This is a genomic window from Mesorhizobium loti CJ3sym (assembly GCF_000472785.1).
Taxonomy (GTDB): Bacteria; Pseudomonadota; Alphaproteobacteria; order Rhizobiales; family Rhizobiaceae; genus Mesorhizobium; species Mesorhizobium loti_E.
This window is the reverse complement of record NZ_AXAL01000013.1, coordinates 171,581-190,384: the sequence shown is the minus strand read 5'-3', so window position 1 is coordinate 190,384 and position 18,804 is coordinate 171,581. Positions and strand designations below refer to the sequence as shown.

The 18,804-nt window shown below is 62.6% G+C and carries 19 protein-coding genes and 1 pseudogene; 11 read left to right on the top strand and 9 right to left on the bottom strand.

Annotation, left to right across the window (positions count from 1 at the left end):
* Window positions 1–36 precede the first annotated feature (36 nt).
* The 7 genes from A3A9_RS0119670 to A3A9_RS0119640 all read left to right on the top strand — a co-directional run bounded on the left by A3A9_RS0119670 (window position 37) and on the right by A3A9_RS0119640 (window position 6,738).
* Window positions 37–720, top strand: a complete 684-nt coding sequence (locus tag A3A9_RS0119670; protein ID WP_027060300.1) for a TetR/AcrR family transcriptional regulator — start codon at window positions 37–39, stop codon at window positions 718–720.
* A gap of 359 nt (window positions 721–1,079) precedes the next feature.
* On the top strand, window positions 1,080–2,396 hold the full coding sequence (locus tag A3A9_RS0119665) for an ABC transporter substrate-binding protein (protein ID WP_027060299.1): 1,317 nt from the start codon (window positions 1,080–1,082) through the stop codon (window positions 2,394–2,396).
* A gap of 69 nt (window positions 2,397–2,465) precedes the next feature.
* Window positions 2,466–3,371 carry a carbohydrate ABC transporter permease gene (locus A3A9_RS0119660; protein ID WP_027031165.1) on the top strand — a complete coding sequence of 302 codons (906 nt, stop codon included), beginning with the start codon at window positions 2,466–2,468 and terminating at the stop codon, window positions 3,369–3,371.
* A gap of 1 nt (window position 3,372) precedes the next feature.
* Entirely contained in the window at window positions 3,373–4,332 is a 960-nt protein-coding gene (locus tag A3A9_RS0119655) for a carbohydrate ABC transporter permease (RefSeq protein ID WP_027060298.1), read from the top strand.
* The gene (locus tag A3A9_RS0119650) at window positions 4,329–4,553 is read left to right on the top strand and encodes a hypothetical protein (RefSeq protein WP_027043349.1); all 225 of its coding nucleotides are present in this window, start codon (window positions 4,329–4,331) and stop codon (window positions 4,551–4,553) included. The genes A3A9_RS0119655 and A3A9_RS0119650 overlap by 4 nt, the downstream gene beginning before the upstream one ends.
* A complete protein-coding gene (locus A3A9_RS0119645) occupies window positions 4,550–5,653 on the top strand; it encodes an ABC transporter ATP-binding protein (protein WP_027060297.1) in 1,104 nt (367 codons plus the stop codon). The genes A3A9_RS0119650 and A3A9_RS0119645 overlap by 4 nt, the downstream gene beginning before the upstream one ends.
* The gene (locus tag A3A9_RS0119640) at window positions 5,653–6,738 is read left to right on the top strand and encodes an ABC transporter ATP-binding protein (RefSeq protein WP_027031161.1); all 1,086 of its coding nucleotides are present in this window, start codon (window positions 5,653–5,655) and stop codon (window positions 6,736–6,738) included. The genes A3A9_RS0119645 and A3A9_RS0119640 overlap by 1 nt, the downstream gene beginning before the upstream one ends.
* 12 nt (window positions 6,739–6,750) lie before the next feature.
* Here the strand turns inward: A3A9_RS0119640 and A3A9_RS0119635 are convergent, their stop codons facing one another.
* Window positions 6,751–7,182 (bottom strand): DUF4437 domain-containing protein, encoded by a 432-nt coding sequence (locus A3A9_RS0119635; protein WP_027060296.1) that lies wholly within the window; start codon window positions 7,180–7,182, stop codon window positions 6,751–6,753.
* Between the two features lie 121 nt (window positions 7,183–7,303).
* The gene (locus tag A3A9_RS0119630; protein WP_027060295.1) at window positions 7,304–8,275 is read right to left on the bottom strand and encodes an AraC family transcriptional regulator; all 972 of its coding nucleotides are present in this window, start codon (window positions 8,273–8,275) and stop codon (window positions 7,304–7,306) included.
* Between the two features lie 184 nt (window positions 8,276–8,459).
* Between A3A9_RS0119630 and A3A9_RS0119625 the strand changes: the two genes are divergently transcribed.
* Window positions 8,460–9,674, top strand: coding sequence for an MFS transporter (locus tag A3A9_RS0119625; RefSeq protein ID WP_027060294.1), 1,215 nt, complete (start codon window positions 8,460–8,462; stop codon window positions 9,672–9,674).
* Window positions 9,675–9,712: 38 nt separating this feature from the next.
* Here A3A9_RS0119625 and A3A9_RS0119620 read toward each other — a convergent pair whose 3' ends face one another.
* Window positions 9,713–10,291: a TetR/AcrR family transcriptional regulator gene (locus A3A9_RS0119620; RefSeq protein WP_027060293.1), complete on the bottom strand. Its 579-nt coding sequence runs from the start codon at window positions 10,289–10,291 to the stop codon at window positions 9,713–9,715.
* A 96-nt stretch (window positions 10,292–10,387) separates the two neighbouring features.
* On the opposite strand from A3A9_RS0119620, the pseudogene A3A9_RS41245 reads away from it, so the two are divergent.
* Window positions 10,388–11,295 (top strand): annotated as a pseudogene (locus A3A9_RS41245) (SDR family oxidoreductase).
* A 12-nt stretch (window positions 11,296–11,307) separates the two neighbouring features.
* Here the strand turns inward: A3A9_RS41245 and A3A9_RS0119610 are convergent.
* Complete coding sequence (locus A3A9_RS0119610; protein WP_027060292.1) at window positions 11,308–11,655, bottom strand: GFA family protein; 348 nt, start codon at window positions 11,653–11,655, stop codon at window positions 11,308–11,310.
* Window positions 11,656–11,771: 116 nt separating this feature from the next.
* Here A3A9_RS0119610 and A3A9_RS0119605 point away from each other — a divergent pair, with 116 nt between their 5' ends.
* Entirely contained in the window at window positions 11,772–13,070 is a 1,299-nt protein-coding gene (locus A3A9_RS0119605) for an amidase (RefSeq protein ID WP_027060291.1), read from the top strand.
* A gap of 1 nt (window position 13,071) precedes the next feature.
* Here A3A9_RS0119605 and A3A9_RS0119600 read toward each other — a convergent pair whose 3' ends face one another.
* The 5 genes from A3A9_RS0119600 to A3A9_RS0119580 are packed head-to-tail and all read right to left on the bottom strand — an operon-like array spanning window position 13,072 to window position 17,341.
* Window positions 13,072–13,470, bottom strand: a complete 399-nt coding sequence (locus tag A3A9_RS0119600) for a hypothetical protein (RefSeq protein WP_027060290.1) — start codon at window positions 13,468–13,470, stop codon at window positions 13,072–13,074.
* A 42-nt stretch (window positions 13,471–13,512) separates the two neighbouring features.
* Entirely contained in the window at window positions 13,513–14,499 is a 987-nt protein-coding gene (locus tag A3A9_RS0119595) for a hydroxyacid dehydrogenase (protein WP_027060289.1), read from the bottom strand.
* A 2-nt stretch (window positions 14,500–14,501) separates the two neighbouring features.
* On the bottom strand, window positions 14,502–15,221 hold the full coding sequence (locus A3A9_RS0119590; protein ID WP_027060288.1) for a FadR/GntR family transcriptional regulator: 720 nt from the start codon (window positions 15,219–15,221) through the stop codon (window positions 14,502–14,504).
* 2 nt (window positions 15,222–15,223) lie between these two features.
* Entirely contained in the window at window positions 15,224–16,393 is a 1,170-nt protein-coding gene (locus tag A3A9_RS0119585) for a mandelate racemase/muconate lactonizing enzyme family protein (RefSeq protein ID WP_027060287.1), read from the bottom strand.
* A 60-nt stretch (window positions 16,394–16,453) separates the two neighbouring features.
* Window positions 16,454–17,341, bottom strand: a complete 888-nt coding sequence (locus A3A9_RS0119580; RefSeq protein WP_027060286.1) for a sugar phosphate isomerase/epimerase family protein — start codon at window positions 17,339–17,341, stop codon at window positions 16,454–16,456.
* A gap of 402 nt (window positions 17,342–17,743) precedes the next feature.
* On the opposite strand from A3A9_RS0119580, the gene A3A9_RS0119575 reads away from it, so the two are divergent.
* A complete protein-coding gene (locus A3A9_RS0119575) occupies window positions 17,744–18,799 on the top strand; it encodes a sugar phosphate isomerase/epimerase family protein (protein ID WP_027060285.1) in 1,056 nt (351 codons plus the stop codon).
* The last annotated feature ends 5 nt before the right edge of the window (window positions 18,800–18,804 follow it).

The window sequence follows — 18,804 nt, the reverse complement described above, 5'->3', positions numbered from 1 at the left end:
CATTGCAAATGTTTGAGACGCGCGTATCATATTGATATGGATATCTCACGTCAACAAGCCGCCACGAACGACGACACCGGTGAGAGAGCCGAGCGTGGACCTCGAGCGCGCACGAAACGGTTGATGCTGGAGACGGCGACAAGGCTGATGCAGGCGGGCGTGACGCCGTCGGTCAGTGAAGTTGCCGAGGCGGCCGAGGTTTCCCGCGCCACAGCCTATCGCTATTTCCCGAGCCAGGCGGCGCTGGTGCATGCCGTGGTTGACGAGGGGCTCGGTCCGATCCTGACCTGGCAATCGACCTCCGGCGATGCCGAGCGCAGGGTCGCTGAACTGTTCGACACGGCGATGCCGCGCATCGAGGCCTTTGAGGCGACGTTCAAGGCGGCGCTTAAACTATCGCTCGATCAGTGGGCGAGGCGCCAGGCCGGCACGCTGGACGGCGAGCCAGCCTTCACGCGCGGTCATCGCGTCGACTTGCTGCAGCAGGCGATCGCGCCGCTCAAGGGCCAGCTGCCGCCGCGTGACTTCAAGCGGCTGGCGCAGGCGCTGTCGCTGATTTTCGGTGTCGAGGTGCTGGTCGTGCTCAAGGATATCTGGGGGCTGGACAGCCGCAGGACGAGGTCCGTCGCGCAATGGGCGGCAGGCGCATTGGTGCGCGCGGCGGTCGCGGAATCGATCGATGAAGGAGGCGGCGTCGATTCAAGGGCGGTTGTCGAGTAGGGCCTATCTGGTTCGACCAGATTTGCATGCCGACTACCGATATTAGCCTTGGCGTGGGGTGCTGTGCAACGCCCGTGCGTATCACTGAGTAGGAAAACCATTGGAAAACAGGCAGATAAAGCTTGAATTCCGCAGGGACGATCAGGTCCGGCTGCCAAGAAAGGGCTTGACGCCGACGCAAAATTGGTAATACCAGATTAGGAAAGAAAAGTGGGTCGAAAGTGAGGGCTGCGATCCGTTTTCCGGCAGGGCGAGGAGGCCCGGAACCGGAAAGGTGCGATCACGGGAGGAACTACCAGGGCCGGCTTCGTCGCCGGCTCGCATGACAAGGTAGAATGCGCACAAGGGAGGAAATCATTATGCGCAAGTTAATGACCAGCGTGCTTGCTGGTATCGGCTTAACGCTTGCCTGCGGAACGTCTGTCTACGCGCAGGAAAAGTCGCTCACCATCTTCTGGGCCGAATGGGATCCGGCCAACTATCTGCAGGAACTCGGCAACGAGTACGAGAAGGAAACCGGCGTCAAGATCACAGTGGAAACCACGCCGTGGTCCGACTTCCAGACCAAGGCCTTCACCGAGTTCAACGCCCATGGCGACGCCTATGATCTGGTCGTCGGCGACTCGCAATGGCTCGGCGCCGGCTCGACCGGTGGCCACTATGTCGACCTCACCGACTTCTTTAAGAAGCACGACCTCGGCAATGTGATGGCGCCGGCGACGGTGAAATATTACTCGGAGTATCCCGGCAACAGCGGCAAATACTGGGCCATCCCGCTCGAGGGTGACGCTGTCGGCTGGTCCTATCGCAAGGACTGGTTCGAGGATCCCAAGGAAAAGGAAGCCTTCAAGGCCAAGTATGGCTACGACCTCGACGTGCCGAAGGATTTCAAGGCGCTGCGAGACATCGCGGAATTCTTCTACCGGCCGGATCAGAAGAAATACGGCATCGCCATCTATACCGACAATTCCTATGATGCGATGGCGATGGGTTTCGAGAACGCGCTGTTCTCCTATGGCGGCGATCTGGGTGACTACGCGACCTACAAGGTCGATGGCCACATCAATTCCGAAAAGGCGGTGGCCGCACTCGACGCCTACAAGGAACTCTACAAGTTCACGCCTCCGGGTTGGGCCAAGTCGTTCTTCGTCGAGGACAACCAGGCGATCACTGAAAACCTGGCCGCGATGAGCATGAACTTCTTCGCGTTCTTCCCCTCACTGATCAATCCGGCGTCCAATCCGAACGCCAAGAACACCGGCTTCTTCGCCAACCCGCCGGGACCGAACGGCGACCAGTTCGCCGCTCTCGGCGGTCAGGGCATTTCCATCATCTCTTACTCGAAGAAGCAGGAAGAGGCGACGAAGTTCCTTGAGTGGTTCATCAAGGACGAGACCCAGAAGAAGTGGGCGGCCCTTGGCGGCTACACCTGCAGCGCCGCGGTGCTCAAGTCGCCGGAGTTCCAGAGTGCCACGCCCTACAACAAGGCCTTCTATGAGACCATGTTCAAGGTGAAGGACTTCTGGGCCGTGCCGGAATACGCCGAACTGCTGCAGCAGCTCAACCAGCGCGTCTATCCCTACATGATCGGCGGCGAAGGCACCGCCAAGGAAACGCTGGACGCTCTGGCTACCGACTGGAACGCGACGTTCAAGAAGTACGGCCGCGTTCAGTAACAATCATGCATCACGGAGGGGGCGTTGGTGCCTCCTCCGTTTCTTTTTCTGCAAACGGGAGCAGGGGTCTTGGCGACCACGATGATCACAACGCTGGACAGGTCCTCGCGGGCGGTCGCGCGCGGCCTGAGCGACATTTCGATCCGCAACCTCTTCATTATCCCGACGGTCCTGTTCCTGATCGTCTTCAACATCTTTCCGCTGATCTATTCGCTTGGCTATTCCTTCACCGACTTCCGCGCGTCGACCAACGCGCCGGCGAATTTCGTCGGGCTGCAGAACTATCGCGACCTGCTCAACGACCCCTATGTCTGGTCCAACTTCGCCATTACCGCGAAATACGTCATCATCTCTGTCGCCGGCCAGCTGCTTGTCGGCTTCGGCGTGGCGATGCTGCTCAACAGGGATATCCCGCTCAAGGGTCTTATCACCACGCTCCTGCTGCTGCCGATGATGTTGTCGATGGCTGTTGTAGGGCTGTTCTGGAAGTTGCTCTATGACCCATCATGGGGCGTCATCAACTATGCGCTCGGGCTCGGCAATTTCGAGTGGCTGGCCGACCCAAAGATGGCGCTCTACGCGGTTGCGCTGACCGATATCTGGATGTGGTCGCCCTTTGTCATGCTGTTGTCGCTGGCCGGGCTGTCGGCGGTGCCGAAGCACCTCTACGAAGCCGCCGCGATCGATCGTGCCGGGCCGTTCTACACCTTCTTCCGCATCACGCTGCCGCTGGTGGCGCCGATCCTGATGATCGCGGTCATCTTCCGCACAATGGAAGCGTTCAAGACCTTCGACCTTGCCTACATCCTGACCAGCCAGCCGACGGCCGAGCTGATCTCGATCCGGCTCTACAAGATGGCGTTCCAGGAATGGCAGACGGGGCGTTCCTGCGCGCTCGCCTACATCGTGCTGATCATGGTGCTGGCGATCACCAACATCTACGTCAAATATCTCAACAAGGTGAAGGAGCGCTGAGATGGCCGCAGTCCGCACTTCTTCCGAAATCGGCTTCAACCGCATCGCCATCGTCGCCGTTTTGGTGGTGACCATCATCTTCCTGGCGCCGATCTACTGGATTGCCTCGACGGCGTTCAAGCCGCGCAATCTGGCCACGACCATCCCGCCGACGGTCGTCTTCCAGCCCGAGATTTCGCCCTTCGTGAAGCTGTTCACCAAGCGCTCGCAAATGCGCAGCCCGCCGTCGCCGGAAGAGTACGCGGCGGCCCCATGGTGGGAACGCGTCGTCTTCGACGGCGGCGAAAAGATCGTGCGCGACGGCAAGGACCAGGTGCAGTGGTCGGGCTATCCGAGCCGCTTCCTGAACTCGCTGATCATCGCCATCACCTCGACCGTGCTGGCGGTCGGCATGGGCACGTTCACCGCCTATGGCTTCTCGCGTTTCAAGGTTAAGGGGGAGGCGGATCTGCTCTTCTTCATCCTGTCGACGCGCATGCTGCCGCCGGTGGTGGTGGCGATCCCGATGTTCCTGATGTACCGCGCGGTCGGACTCAACGATTCCCACATCGGCCTGATCATCCTCTACACCGCCTTCAACCTGTCCTTCTCGGTGTGGCTGATGAAGGGCTTCATGGACGAGATACCGAAGGAGTATGAGGAAGCAGCCCTGGTCGACGGCTACACGCGCATGGAGGCCTTCTTCAAGATCGTGTTGCCGGAGGCCGCCACCGGCATCGCGGCCACCGCTGTGTTCTGCTTCATCACGGCGTGGAACGAATATGCCTTCGCGCTGATCATGACCAACCGCCGCGCCCAGACCGCGCCGCCCTTCATCCCGAGCCAGGTCGGCTCCGGCCTGCCGGACTGGACGGTGATTGCCGCCGGAACCTTCCTGTTCCTGCTGCCGGTCGCGATCTTCACCTTCCTGCTCCGCAACCATCTGTTGCGCGGCATGTCCTTTGGAGCGATCCGCAAATGAGCTTTCGCGCCATCAATCAGAAATATCTGGAGCCTGGTAGTCAAGTGCTCATGGTGCTCGGCATCGTAGCGCTCTGCCAGCCCTGGAACATGTTGCTGCACACATACGGCCTGACCATCATCCTGATCGGGCTAATCGGCTTCAACATCACCTCGAAGATCGCGCCTGAAGAGGAGGCCGGCACCGGTCATGCCGCGCGAAATCCGGGAGCACAGCATTGACCCAGATCGAGCTTCGCGGCGTCCAGAAGTTCTTCGGCGCCGTCCAGGTCATCAAGGACCTCAACCTAAAGATCGCGGACAACGAGTTCATCGTCCTGCTCGGCCAGTCGGGCTGCGGCAAGACGACGACCTTGCGCGCGGTCGCCGGGCTGGAAACGATCGACGAGGGCGACATCCTCATCGACGGCAAGCCGGTCCAGCATCTCAAGGCCGCCGATCGCGACATCGCCATGGTGTTCCAGTCGTTCTCGCTTTACCCGCATATGAGCGTCTACGAGAACATCGCCTTTCCCTTGCGCGCCACGCGCAAGAGCAAGGCGGAGATCGACCAGGAAGTGCGCTCGGTCGCCAAGACGCTGCAGATAACCGATCTGCTGGCCAAGAAGCCATCGGCGTTGTCGGGCGGCGACATGCAGCGTGTCGCCATCGGTCGGGCGCTGGTGCGACGGCCGAAGGCGATGCTGATGGACGAGCCGATCGGCGCGCTCGACGCCAAGCTGCGCGAGGAGATGCGCGCCGAGATCAAGCGGCTGCACATCAAGCAGGGCTCGACCACCATCTATGTCACGCACGACCAGATCGAGGCGATGAGCCTCGCCGACCGCATCGTCATCATGCATGAGGGCGTGCTGCAGCAGGTCGGCTCGCCCGACGAGGTCTATTCGCGCCCGGCCAATCTGTTCGTGGCGCAATTCGTCGGCAGCCCGGTGATGAATGTCGCCGACGCGGCGGTTGCCGAGACGGCGTCGTCGGCTTCGGTAACGGTGGGTGGAGCGGCTTCGGGTTTCGAGTTTCCGCGCACGCTGCTGTCGAAGCTCAACGGCCATGCCGGTGGCGAACTGGCGCTCGGCATCCGGCCGGAAGGCGTGCTCATTCGCCGTGACGCGGCGGAGGGGTTCATGGCGGTCGAGACGCAGATCGTCGAACCGCTTGGCTCCTTCGACATCGTCGACCTGAAGGTCGGCTCGAAGATGCTGCGCGCGCGCACCAAGAGTGGCTTCGTCGCCGGGCCGGGTGAGAAAGTCTTTGCCCGGATCGATCCGACGCAGGCCCATTTCTTCGACAAGGCAAGCGGCAAATCGCTTGATGTGAGACTGTAATGGCCCATATCCAGCTCAAGAACATTTCCAAGACCTTCGGCAACCACACGGCTCTGACCGGGCTCGATCTCGATATCGCCGATGGCGAGTTCTTCGTGCTGCTCGGCGAAACAGGGGCTGGCAAGACGACGACGCTGCGGCTGATCGCTGGTCTCGAAAAGCCCAGCGAAGGTCAGGTCTTCATCGACGGCGTCGATGTCGCCGACTGGGGCGCGGCCGAGCGCGACGTGGCGCTCGTGCTGCAGCAATACTCGCTCTATCCGCGCTACACGGTGCGGGAGAACCTTGAATTCCCGCTAAAGCCGAAGATCCGCCGTCTGCCCGACGCCGAGATCAAGGATCGCGTCGACCGCGCCGCGCGTACACTGCGGATAGAACATCTGCTCGATCGCAAGACCGACCGGCTGTCGGGCGGCGAGATGCAGCGCGTCTCGATCGGCCGCGCCATCGTGCGCAAGCCGCGTGTGTTCCTGATGGACGAGCCACTGTCGGCGCTCGACGCCAAGCTGCGCGAGGCGCTGCGCACGGAGTTGAAGAACCTGCAGATACAGCTTGGCGCCACCTTCCTGTTCGTCACCCACGACCAGATCGAGGCGATGTCGATGGGTGACAAGGTCGGCGTCTTGAATCATGGCCGCATCGTCCAGACCGGCACGCCGCACGAGATCTACAACAACCCGCGCGACACCTATGTGGCAAGCTTCGTCGGCTCGCCGCCGATGAACCTCATCGACGGCAGATTGGTGAACGGCCGCGCGGTGATGGCGCCGTTGAATTTCGAATTGCCTTTCTCAGGGGGAGCCAAGACGAGTGCGGCGACCGACGGTCGCCCGCTCGTCTTCGGCATCCGTCCCGAGGATGTCTATCTCGAGAGCGGCGCGCCGGTCGAGGCACGCGTCCACGATGTCGAGAACCATGGCGTGGAGAAGATCCTGACGCTGCGGGTCGGCGACACGACGCTGCGCGCCACGGTGCCGGCCAGAACCGATGTCGCCATCGAACAGCCGGTGCGCTTTGCCTGGAACCCGGACAAGGTTGTGCTGTTCGACAAGGGCAGTGGTGTCAGCTTGCGGCACGCGTCGTAAGCCGCACCTCGCCTATTTCGGCAGGTAGGTTTCGTAGGGCGTGTCGTTGAGCAGCAGGATCACGCACTCCGTGTCGGACAGACAGGCGTCGTCATGCATCTCATTGGCCTTCTGGGTCCAGTAGGATCCCGGAGGCAGTTCGACCTTGGTCGCTTCGCCACCTTGCGGCTGCCAATGTGCCCACAGCCCCTTTATGACCACCGCGCGGTAGTCGGCGGTGTGCGCATGGACCGGAGCCCGCCAGTTGCCGGGAACCTTCAGCAATGTTCCTGCCAGGCCCTTAGCCCTATCGCCCCACAGCGGTCCGAGGCGCTGCGGCTGGTCTGGCGCCTCGGCAACATAGGGGATCTTGTCGGCCGGAAGATAGCTGTCCTCAAGGGCGAAGGCGCGAGTGGGAAAGACGCACAGAGTGGCGAGCACTAGAAATGCAGAACGATTGGGCATGGCGGTTCCTCCGCCTGCCAGACTATGGCGGTTCTGCCGGCGTGCAATGACATGCCGTCCAAAAGATTTGGCAATTTCTCCAGCCCGGAGAGGGACTGACGGGACGTACCGAATCCGAATCTCAGCTGTGGGTGTTGCTGTCGCCGGTATTGCGCAGATGGCTCGGCGCCACGCCCATCACCCGCTTGAAGGCGCGGCTGAAGGAGGCTTCCGAGTCGTAACCCAGTTTCGCCGCCGTCACCGACACCCTCAAACCGTCGCGGGTAAGCCATTGCCGCGCCTGGTGCATGCGCACGCGCAGCACGTATTTGGCCGGCGTTTCGCCGACGACAGTGGCAAAGCGCTGGGCGAAGGCGGAGCGCGAAGCGCCCATCATCCTGGCCAGCGCCTCGACCGTCCAGTCGCGGTCGGGCTGCAGGTGAATGGCGGCGAGCACCTTGCCGACATCGGGATTGCGGACGGCGGCAATCCAGCCGGAGGCATCGCCGCAGCCATTTTCCACCCAGGAGCGGATGATGGTGGCGGCGAGCACGTCGGCAAGGCGCGCCAGAATACCGCCGGAACCGACCCGGTCCATCGTCACTTCGCCGGCCATGGCATCGAGCAAATGCTGGATGCCCGGCGCGTTGGTCATCAACTTATGCGCCTGCATCAGACTGGGCATCATGTCGAGCAGGGGGTGCGAGCCGTCGAGGTTGAAATGCATGCTGCCGCAGAACAGCAACGTCTTGCAGCCATCGCAGCCGTTTGAGACGTCGTAGATGTTGTCGCATACCGGTTCGATTGAGTAGCGGCCGATCGGAACGGGCGGCACGCCTGGCGCGCTGGCCAGAATATGCTCGTCGCCGCGCGGGATCAGCAGCGCGTCGCCAACCGACAGCTCGATCCACTCCTTAGATGGCGAGAACAGCCAGCAGCTTTGCTGCCCGATGAAATGGAATCGCGCCGCTTTCTGCGCGGGAAATGAAACGGCCCAGGGCTCGCCAAGCACGCAACGGCCATAGTCGACACCGTCGAGTCGCAAGCCGCGCAGCATGTCGCTCAGCGGGTCGCCGGACGCGGGCAAAGCAGCTTTGGACGAATTGTAGTTCATCTTGGTGTTTTTAACATGGAAACTCCAGGCCGTCACTCCCTATGTTGCAGTGCAGCCAAATGTTGCGGTGCAAACAGGCTGGAAGCCGGCCATACTGCCAAGCCGTGACGGCAAGGCATGTAACGGGTGGAAGCCCCGGTCGGTCATTCCCTATGTGGCGCTGCGAACAGACCGGAGACTGACCATGGCCGACCCCTCTACAGGCGTGATCGACGCCACACTTCCGAACCCCGCAGAATCCGACGAGAGAGCCGAACCGGCCTGGGGTGCCGTAGTCTCACTGGCGCTTGGCGTGTTCGGACTGGTCACCGCCGAATTCCTGCCCGCCAGCCTGCTGACGCCGATGGCGCGCGATCTCGGCGTCAGCGAAGGCGTGGCCGGGCAAGCGGTGACAGCGACCGCCATCGTTGCGGCAATCGCCGCGCCGACCATGGCGATCATCACCAGGCGCATGGATCGCAGGTTCGTGATGTGGATGCTGACAGGGTTCCTGATCCTGTCCAACCTTCTGGCCACCTTCGCCGCGTCGCTCACCGTGCTTCTGCTGGCCCGGGTTGTGCTCGGCGTAGCCCTCGGCGGTTTCTGGGCGATGTCGGCGGCCATGGCGCTGCGGCTGGTGCCGATGCGGCTGATGCCGCGCGCCATGTCGATCATCCTGACCGGCGTTTCGCTGGCCACCGTCACTGCTGCTCCTGTCGGGGCCTATGTCGGCGACATTTGGGGCTGGCGCACGGCCTTCATGATCGCGACAGTGGTCGCGGCGCTGGCGCTGCTGGTCCAGGTGGCGACCATTCCGAAGCTGCCGCCTGTGGGTGTCGCGAGTTTCCGCACCTTGCTCGAGGTGCTGGAACGGCCGTCGATCCGGGTGGCTCTGCTGGTCGTGCTGCTGGTCGCGTCCGGGCACTTTGCCGGCTTCACCTATGTGCGCCCCTTCCTCGAAAAAGTGCCGGTGCTCCACATCGAGACGATCTCACTCGTGCTGCTGGCCTATGGCATTGGCGGTTTCTTCGGCAATATAGCCGGCGGCATCCTGGCCGAGCGCAACCTCAAGACCGCGGTCGCGCTGGCGCCCTTGCTGATCGCCCTGGCGGCCGCCTCGATGCTGATCTTCGGCGCCTCGCCGACGGTCGCCGCTGCCGCCGTTGCCGCCTGGGGCTTTGCCTTCGGCGCGGTGCCGGTTGGGCTGCAGAGCTGGCTGGTGCGGGCAGCCCCCGACCAGGCCGAAAGCGCTGGCGGGCTGATGGTGGCGACGTTCCAGGTGGCGATTGCGCTCGGCGCCGTCTTCGGCGGCCTGCTGGTCGACCATGCCGGCGTCGCCAGCGCCTTCGCCTATTGCGGCGCGGCAACGCTGCTGGCAGCCATCGTGGTGTTCCTGCGCGGCCCCAAGCAGGCCGAATAGCCTCTCAATAGCCATCCCCGGCAGCGGCCCAAGAACCATCACGGTTTTCGGGCCGCTGTCCTTGTGATGGCGGCGACGAAACGGTTGAGACTGTCCTCGACATAGGCAGCCAAGTCGATCGTCGGGTCGAAACTCCACCACAGCAGCGATCCCTGCCAATGCGATGCCATCAGCAGGCCAATGTCCTGTGGCGGCGCGGGCATCTCCGCGAAGCAATCCGCAAGGATTTTGGACAGGGATGCCTTCCAGGCCGCACCCCGCGCCCGGAGCAGGGGATCGCGCAGATCCTCGCGCAGGACAAGCAGCCCTTCGGCATAGGACTCGATGCCGCCATAGCCTTGCGATAGCGCCATCAGCAACTCGATCGCGCCAGCCGGTGTCCTAGCGATCGTGATGCCCAGTGTCCTGGTCTTGTCGTCTAGATCATCCCAGGCATGCAGAAGAGTGCGTTGTTTCAACCGCGCCTTGTTTCCAAAACGCTGCACCAGAGTTGCGCCGGAAAGGCCGCAAGCCTTTGCCAGCCGATCGAAAGTGAGCGCCTCCGGACCATGCCCATGGATTAGCCGAAGCGCTGCCTCCAGCACCTGCTCGTCCGACTGGGTTTTTGGTCTTGTCATCTTGACATCTCAATATAACCGAATGATCATTTATATATGACGGGAGCGGCGGAAGCCAGCTCAGTTTATCGATCGTACCGTTTTCGGGAGAGTTCAATGACGTTGCAAGGAAAAGTCGCATTGGTCGCCGGCGCCACGCGTGGCGCCGGGCGCGGTATCGCTGTTGAGCTAGGAGCTGCCGGCGCCACCGTCTATGTCACCGGGCGCACGACACGCAGCCAAAAATCAGAGTATGCCCGATCCGAAACCATTGAAGAAACGGCGGAACTGGTCTCCGCGAACGGAGGCAAGGGCATCGCCGTACAGGTCGATCATCTGGTTGCCGACGATGTACGAAGTCTGGTCGAACGCATCCGCACTGAACAGGGTCAGCTCGACATACTCGTCAACGACATCTGGGGCGGCGAAAAACTGTTCGAATGGGACAAGCCTGTCTGGGAGCACAATCTGGAAAACGGCTTGCGCATGCTGCGGCTGGCCATCGACACGCATTTGATCACCGCCCATCATGCGCTGCCCCTCATGATCGAGCGGGCGGGCGGACTGCTGGTCGAAGTCACCGACGGCACGGCCGAATACAATGCTGACCCTACCGGCTGTCGCCCTTCTACGACCTGGCCAAGGTTGCGGTGAACCGCATGGCCTGGGCGCACGCCAAGGACCTTGCGAAACATGGCGCCACGTCAGTCTCGTTGACGCCCGGCTGGCTGCGCTCGGAAATGATGCTGGAGGCCTTTGGGGTGCGTGAGGAGAACTGGCGCGATGCAACCGCCACTGTGCCGCATTTCGTCATTTCCGAGACGCCGCGCTTCGTTGGGCGCGCCGTTACCGCCTTGGCGGCGGATCCGAACCGCGCGCGCTGGAACGGACAGTCGCTATCCAGCGGTGGGTTGGCGCAGGTCTATGGTTTCACCGACCTCGACGGTTCGCGGCCCGATGCCTGGCGCTATGTGCCGGAAGTGCAGGATGCCGGCAAGCCTGCTGACGCAACGGGTTACCGGTAAGGCAAAATTGCTTCAGGCCGAGCGGCCGTCGAAATCGAAGACCGACAGGGTGGACGGGTCGAGATCGGCGACGCAGTTGAGATTGACGTAGGCGTTGCGTTCACCGCCTTCGCGGACATCCTCGGCGAAAGGGTGGATGCCGCAAGTGCAGCAGAAGCGGTGCGCCATCGCGTGATTGCCGAAGGCGTAGGTGCCCAGGTCGTCGCCCCAGGCCAGGACCGTCAGGCTCCCGTGCGGGATGGCACTCAGCAAAGCGCCCTTGCGCGAACAGATCGAACAATTGCACCGGATGGCGCCGGTCAGGTCCGCCTTGAATTCGAACGCGACCTTGCCGCAATGGCAGCTGCCTTTGTACAGCATCAGCATCTTCCTATCGCTGGCAGGTGCAAAGGCACGCTGGCCGGGTTATCCGTTCCGCAGGCCAAATCGGCTGCTTGCCTTAAAGACGTTGCATCCTGGCGGAGTCCGACATCGACATGCAATCCATCCGCGATCGTCTCGAAATCATCCTGTCACGTCTTGCCAATCGGGCTGGAGACGAGAAGGTCTTCACGAAGCTCTATGCCGAGGCAGCGCGAGCCGCGGCCGATGCCAGCGATGCGCGCAAAAAGGCTGGCGTGACGCTCGGACCGCTCGACGGCACCATTGTCTCGATCAAGGATCTGTTCGATGTCGCCGGCGAGGCGACCACGGCTGGCTCACTGATGCTCAGAACTGCCACGCCCGCCGTGCGCGACGCGGCTATCGTCAGCCGGTTGCGTCAGGCCGGAGCTGTCATCATCGGCAAGACCAACATGACCGAATTCGCCTTCACCGCGATCGGCGACAACATGCATTACGGCACGCCAGGCAATGCCCTCGACAGCAGTCGCATTCCCGGTGGCTCCTCATCGGGTGCCGGCGTTTCCGTCGGCGAGGGGACGAGCGACATCTCGATCGGCTCCGATACCGGCGGGTCGATCCGCATTCCCGCATCGTTGAACGGCGTCGTTGGCTTCAAGCCGACGGCGCGGCGTGTGCCTTTGACCGGCGCCTTTCCGCTGTCTGGCACCTTGGACTCGATCGGGCCGCTTGCCCGAACCGTTGCGCAATGTGCCGCCGCAGATGCCGTGATGGCCGGCGAGGTGCCGACCGAGCTGGCGGCCATTTCGCTCGCGGGACTTCGCATTGGCATCCCGCGCGGCGTTCTTTTCGGCGACACGGAGGACAAGGTTGCAGAGGCCTTCGAGCATTGTGTCGGCAAGATCGAAAAGGCTGGCGCCCACATTGTGGACCTGGCGATCGACGACATGATCGCGGAGTTCCGCGCGGCCACCAAGCGCGGCTCGATCGCTGCGATGGAAGGGGCCGAAGTGCATGCCGATTGGCTGGCGACGGGCGCATCGGTGCCGGTCGATCCGCATGTCAGCGGGCCCTTGTCGCGGGCAGCGATGCTGCCGACGCCGGTCTATATCAGGGCCCTGCGCCGCCGCCGCGCGCTCATCGCTGCCATGGATGAGCGGCTGGCGTCGGTCGATATGCTGGCTCTGCCGACCACGCCGGTGACGGCGCCGACCATCGTTTCCCTGGCCGAGGATGCCGAACTGCGCGACCGTATCGAAGGCCTGCTGCTGCGCAACACACAGGTTGCCAACCAGTTCGACCTCTGCGCGATCTCGCTGCCGATGCCCGGCATGGCCCTACCGGCCGGACTGATGCTGGTGGCGCGCAACGGCCATGACCAGCGCCTGCTGCGGATTGCTGCTGCGATCGAGGCGCTCCTTGGCGGTGGATGATTTAGTATAATCCCCGCGATGAGCAGTGGTTGCGTTCTTTCATCGTCGCTTGCCGTTCGATAGCCTTGGCGACAATTACTTTCTGCACTTGTATGCCGCCTGTCGCTTTATCCGGGCGGCTTTCGATCCTGCCCCGAATGACGATCGAGCCATAGAAGAGCAGATCGGAAAGGTCGGGCCGCGCCTTGTCTTGTTGCGGCAATCCGCTGGTGTCTATCGTCACACCCTTGATGATCGTGCCGGAAGCAAGATCAAGCGCGCTGTTCGATGGGCAGGGTGCCTTGAAGCAGCGCAGCCCGTTGTCACAATAGACATAGCTGCTCTCGGTCGCGGCGAGTGCCGGCAAGGTGCAGATGGACGAGGCTGCGGCAAGCAGGAATGCGAGGCGAAGACCGGACATGGCTCTCAACGTCGCGGAGAATTGGGGCGAAACCGCGATGCGCTATATGTCGAGCGGAAACCGCTGCCGGTAGTGATCGACCACTTCGGGATTGCGCAGATTGACCGGCAGCTTGCCCGCCAGCACCAGCAAGGCTTCCCCCACCGCGCCGACGCCCATGCGCATCATCGATTCCTCGGTAATCCCCGCCATATGCGGGGTGATGATGACGTTGTCGAAGCCGAAATAGGGATGATTTGCCGGCAGCGGCTGCGTCGAAAACACATCGAGTGCGGCACCGCCGATACGGCGCTCCCGCAAGGCCTCGATCAGCGCGTCATCGTCGACGACCGGGCCGCGCGATACGTTGATCAAGAGCGCATTGGGTTTCATGCGGGCGATGCGCTCGCGGCTGATGAGACCGCGTGTTTCCTCGGTCAGCGGACAGCAGAGCACGATGATGTCGCTCTGTTCGACCAGCGCGTCGATGGAGAGGAAGCCGACCTTGTCCGGTGCAGGCTGCATGCTGCGCGTCGTTGCCACTACTTTCAGGTCGAAGCCATGCGCGGCGATATGGCCGACGGCCTGGCCAACGGCGCCGAGGCCGACAATGCCGATGGTCTTGCCGGCAAGCTCGCTGTTGGCATTGGCGTGCTCGCGGCCGGCGAGCCAGCCCTTGGCGCGCAGGTCGCGGTCGACCTTGCGGAATTGCCGCAGCAGCGCAAGTGCGGTGAACATGACGTGTTCGGCGACCGAGCGCGCATTGACCGCCGGTACGTTGGCCACCAGCACGCCGGCTGCGGTCGCCGCCTTCATCGGGATCATGTCGAGCCCGGCGCCATGGCGGATAGCCGCCCTCAGCTTCCAGGCGCCCTCGAAAAGCTGTGGCGGCAGGTGCGCGCGCACGATGACGATGTCGGCGTCCTTGGCTTCCCTGGTCAGGGTGACGGCATCGAGCGCCGAGGCAATGACAAGCTGGCCGGCGCCTGCCAACTTGGCCGAGGCGCGCGGGTGCAACGGGTGGGTCGACAGGATCTTTGGCTGGTCCACGGTCAGGCCTTTTCGAGTGCCGGGCTTGTGGGCGCAACCGCCTTGCCGCCCTCGATCAGGCCCTTCCAGTAGCTCTCCGCGCCTTGCAGATGGGCGCTCATCAGCGCCTGGGCGAGATTGCCGTCGCGGCGCAGCAGCGCCTCGTAGATCTGCACGTGCTCGGCATGCGAACGCACGCTGCGTTCGGGATCGTTGAAGTAGATCGGCAGACGCTGTTCGCCCATCAGATAGTAGACGCTGCAGATGTTGTGGAAGACGCTGTTCTTGGTGGCGCGCACGATCTCGAGGTGGAACTCGCGGTCCTCCTTGGCCAGGCCTTCGCCGGCGGCGATGCGTGCCTCGGAAGCCTTAAGGATCTCGCGCAGCCGTTCGAAATTCTCCTCGGTGGCGCGCGAGCAGGCAAGCTCGGCCGCCTTGATTTCGTGGATTTTGCGCAATTCGACCGTCTCGTAAATCTGCAAGGGATCGAGCGGCAGGCCGGCGCGGGCAAACAGCGCCAGCGCCTCGACGCTGGCCTGCTTGGTGTCGATGTATATGCCGGACTTGGCCCGTCGCTCGACGATGCGCATGGCTTCGAGGATGGCGAGCGCTTCGCGGATCTGGCCGCGACTGACGCCGAAATGCTCCGCCAGTTCCCGTTCCGACGGCGTCCGGCCCGTATCCTTGTCCGAATGGGAGAAGAGATAGGCTGCGAGTTCCGCGAGAAGGTTCTTTTCTTTCATCGTCAACTGCGTTGCGCGTGCGCCTCCAGGAATCGCTCCGAGATGGTGATTCCCAGACCCGGCCTTTCCGGGATCGCTATCATACCGTCCTTTGCTTCGACAGTCTCTTCGATCAGATCGTGGATCATCGGGTTGGCGCCGAGCGAATACTCGACGGTAAAACTGGACGGCGAGGCCGCGCAGACATGCAAGCCGGCGAAGAAGCAGGGCGCGCCGGCCCACAGATGCGGCGCAAAGCGTAAATTGAAGGCGCTGGCGATGGTGCCGATCTTCATCGCCTCGCTGATGCCGCCGCAAAAGGCGGGATCGGGCTGGAAGATGTCGGCGGCCTTGAGTACGGCGAGGTCGCGGAAGGCATAGCGTGTCGCCTCGCTCTCGCCGGTGGCGATCGGAACCGCACCCGAGGCGCGTACTTCAGCCATGCCCGGCTTGTCGTCGGCGATCACAGGCTCCTCGAACCAGGCGAGATCAAGGTCGTTGACGAGATGGATGAAGCGCTTGGCCTCCGCCACCGTATAGGTGCCGTGGGCGTCGACCATCAGCTCGACATCCGGACCGAGCGCTTGCCGTGCGGCGCGGACGCGGGCGGCCGAAATGTGGGCTGCGCCATCCATGGCGCCGACCCGCATCTTCAGCGCCTTGAACCCGCCCCTGGCGATATAGGATTTCAACTGCTCGCCGATGGCGTCGGCGGATGCCCAGCCGCCGGAGGCATAGGCCTGCATGCGGTCGACCTTGCGGCCGCCAAGCAGCCGCCAGACCGGCACGCCAAGCGATTTCCCCAAAATATCCCAGAGAGCGATGTCGACGGCGCTGATGGCGGCGATGCTCATGCCGCGCCGCGCCAGCTGCGGCATGGCATGGCCGGCGCGCGCCGCGCTGTCATGGCGCACGCCATTGTAAAGCATCTCCCAGATGATGCCGATATCGGCCGGGTCGCGGCCGATCAGTTGCGGCCCGACCTCGTGATTCAGCATATGGACGAGGGCGCCGTAGCTGCCGGCGCTGCCGGCGGCGTTCTTGCCTTCGCCCCAGCCGACCAGCCCGTCATCGGTTTCGATGCGCAGGATGGCGGCGTCGAAGGTCGTCACCTGGCCGAAGTCGCTGCGATGTTGCTTCGCGGCTTCGATCGGGATGCGGACCCACCAGGCTTGGACGGTCTTGATGCGCATGTCTTTCCCCAGCCCCGCCGCCGGTCAGGGCGGAAGGGCAAATTTCCCGGAAGCAGTCGACTACTTGATCAGCGGCAGCAGCGTTTCGGCGGTGATGCGCATCTGGTCGGTGTAGAATTTCTCGGTCAGCACGCTGGAGCCGTGGTCCTGGATGAACTTCAGCTGCTCGGGCGAGATATCGACCGGGTGGCGCTCGACCATTTCGGGATAGGGGGCCGCCGGCGTGCGGTCGACCGGGGCGACGAACTCGTTGGTCAGCGCGCCGTCGTAACCGACCTCCCGCAAGGTCGCGACGATCCTGGGCCAATCAATCTGGCCAAGGCCGGCGGCGAAGCGGTTGTTATCGGCGACGTGGAAGTCGAACAAGCGCTTTCCGACCTGGCGGATCGCATCGTGGACGTTAAATTCCTCCATGTGGATGTGGTAGGCGTCGAGGCAGACGCCGCATTCGGGGCTGACCGCGTCGGCCAGCGCCAGCGCCTGGGCGCCGCGGTTGAACAGATAGGTCTCGAAGCGGTTCAGTGGCTCGACGGCAATCTTGACGCCGACCTTCTTGGCGTGGGTGAAACACTCGCGGGTCGCGTCGACCACCCACTTCCATTCCTCTTCCTCAGTGCCATCAGGCACCACCTTGCCGACCGTCGCGGGGACGAGCGTGATGATCTCGCCGTCGAGCTCGCTGACCATGGTCAGCACGTCCTTGACGTACTGCACGGAGCGCTCGCGCTGGCCCTGGTTCCTGGCGGCAAGGTTGCGTTCGCCCAGCATCAAGGTCACCGCGCCCCAGCAACGGATGCCATGCTCCTTCAAGAGCGCCCGCGTTTCCTTGGTCTTGTATTGCTCGGGCTCGCCGGAAATCTCGATCGACTCATAGCCGAACTTCTTGATGCGCTTCAGCGTCACCTCCAACGGTTCCGCGCGCATCCAGTTGTGCGTCGAAAGATGCATGGTCTGTCCTTCCCAAATTCGTCCGTATGGTTTGCCTGCGACATGCATCGCCGAAAGACGACGCAAGGGTTCCTCCCCAAGGCATCCCCAGCCTTTTTCTCGCAAACTGGTTCGACCAATTGGGCCTGAAGCGAGGTCTACAGCAAATTCCCGGGAACGGCAAGAAGTGGGGCGCCGCAACTTTTTGTGCGAATTATTCCGTTGATTATATTGCAATATATGCCGATCCGTCGGATATACCGATGGCTTTGGCGATGCATTGCGAGGCTTGACCAAATTCCCCTATTTGGTAATACCAGAATGGCAGTGCCCGCAAAGCGCCCGGTGCGAAAAGACCAAAATGGCTGGCCCTGCTTCCAATCGGCGCTATGCTTGGTCGCGACACAATGAGGGAGGATGCCGATGCCGACGACAATGAAGGGCCCTGGACTGTTTCTGGCGCAGTTCGCGGGTGATGCAGCGCCATTCAATTCGCTGGCCTCGATCACCAAATGGGCCGCCGGTCTCGGCTACAAGGGCGTGCAGATCCCGACCTGGGATGCGCGGCTGTTCGACCTCAAGAAGGCGGCTTCTTCCAAAACCTATTGCGACGAGGTGAAAGGCATCTGTGCGGACGCCGGCGTCGAGATCACCGAATTGTCGACGCATCTGCAGGGGCAGTTGGTGGCGGTGCATCCGGCCTATGACGCGCAGTTCGACGGCTTTGCGCCGGCGTCGGTCCACAACAATCCCAAGGCGCGGCAGAAATGGGCGGTCGAACAGATGAAGTTCGGCGCCAAGGCGTCGCGCAACCTCGGGCTCAATGCCTCGGTCTCCTTCCCCGGCGCACTGGCCTTCCCCTATCTCTACCCCTGGCCGCAGCGGCCGGCCGGCCTGGTCGAGGAGGCCTTTGCCGAGCTTGGCAAGCGCTGGAAGCCGATCCTCGATATCTACGAGGACAATGGCGTCGATGTCGGCTACGAAATCCATCCCGGCGAGGACGTGTTCGACGGCGCCACGTTCGAGATGTTCCTCGACGCGGTCGGTGGCCACAAGCGCTGCAACATCAATTACGACCCGTCGCACTTCCTGTTGCAGCAGCTCGACTATCTCGAATTCATTGACATCTATCACGAGCGCATCAAGGCCTTTCACGTCAAGGACGCCGAGTTCAATCCGACCGGGCGGCAAGGCGTCTATTCCGGCTACCAGAGCTGGACCAATCGCGCCGGCCGTTTCCGTTCGCTCGGCGACGGGCAGGTGGATTTCGGCGGCATCTTCTCCAAGCTGACGCAGTACAATTATGATTCCTGGGCGGTGCTGGAATGGGAGTGCTGCCTGAAGCATCCTGAAGACGGCGCGGCAGAGGGTGCGCCTTTCATCCAGCACCACATCATCCGGGTGACGGAAAAGGCATTCGACGATTTCGCCGGCGGCGCGACGGACAAGAAAGTGCTGCGCGGCATGATGGGAATCTAGCGGAG

Bases quoted from the DNA above. Each gene is read 5' to 3' on its own strand.
- A3A9_RS0119670 (WP_027060300.1), top strand. From the start codon at position 37: ATGGATATCTCACGTCAACAAGCCGCCACGAACGACGACACCGGTGAG.
- A3A9_RS0119665 (WP_027060299.1), top strand. From the start codon at position 1,080: ATGCGCAAGTTAATGACCAGCGTGCTTGCTGGTATCGGCTTAACGCTT.
- A3A9_RS0119655 (WP_027060298.1), top strand. From the start codon at position 3,373: ATGGCCGCAGTCCGCACTTCTTCCGAAATCGGCTTCAACCGCATCGCC.
- A3A9_RS0119650 (WP_027043349.1), top strand. From the start codon at position 4,329: ATGAGCTTTCGCGCCATCAATCAGAAATATCTGGAGCCTGGTAGTCAA.
- A3A9_RS0119640 (WP_027031161.1), top strand. From the start codon at position 5,653: ATGGCCCATATCCAGCTCAAGAACATTTCCAAGACCTTCGGCAACCAC.
- A3A9_RS0119635 (WP_027060296.1), bottom strand. From the start codon at position 7,182: ATGCCCAATCGTTCTGCATTTCTAGTGCTCGCCACTCTGTGCGTCTTT.
- A3A9_RS0119630 (WP_027060295.1), bottom strand. From the start codon at position 8,275: ATGAACTACAATTCGTCCAAAGCTGCTTTGCCCGCGTCCGGCGACCCG.
- A3A9_RS0119625 (WP_027060294.1), top strand. From the start codon at position 8,460: ATGGCCGACCCCTCTACAGGCGTGATCGACGCCACACTTCCGAACCCC.
- A3A9_RS0119620 (WP_027060293.1), bottom strand. From the start codon at position 10,291: ATGACAAGACCAAAAACCCAGTCGGACGAGCAGGTGCTGGAGGCAGCG.
- A3A9_RS0119610 (WP_027060292.1), bottom strand. From the start codon at position 11,655: ATGCTGTACAAAGGCAGCTGCCATTGCGGCAAGGTCGCGTTCGAATTC.
- A3A9_RS0119605 (WP_027060291.1), top strand. From the start codon at position 11,772: ATGCAATCCATCCGCGATCGTCTCGAAATCATCCTGTCACGTCTTGCC.
- A3A9_RS0119600 (WP_027060290.1), bottom strand. From the start codon at position 13,470: ATGTCCGGTCTTCGCCTCGCATTCCTGCTTGCCGCAGCCTCGTCCATC.
- A3A9_RS0119590 (WP_027060288.1), bottom strand. From the start codon at position 15,221: ATGAAAGAAAAGAACCTTCTCGCGGAACTCGCAGCCTATCTCTTCTCC.
- A3A9_RS0119585 (WP_027060287.1), bottom strand. From the start codon at position 16,393: ATGCGCATCAAGACCGTCCAAGCCTGGTGGGTCCGCATCCCGATCGAA.
- A3A9_RS0119580 (WP_027060286.1), bottom strand. From the start codon at position 17,341: ATGCATCTTTCGACGCACAACTGGATGCGCGCGGAACCGTTGGAGGTG.
- A3A9_RS0119575 (WP_027060285.1), top strand. From the start codon at position 17,744: ATGCCGACGACAATGAAGGGCCCTGGACTGTTTCTGGCGCAGTTCGCG.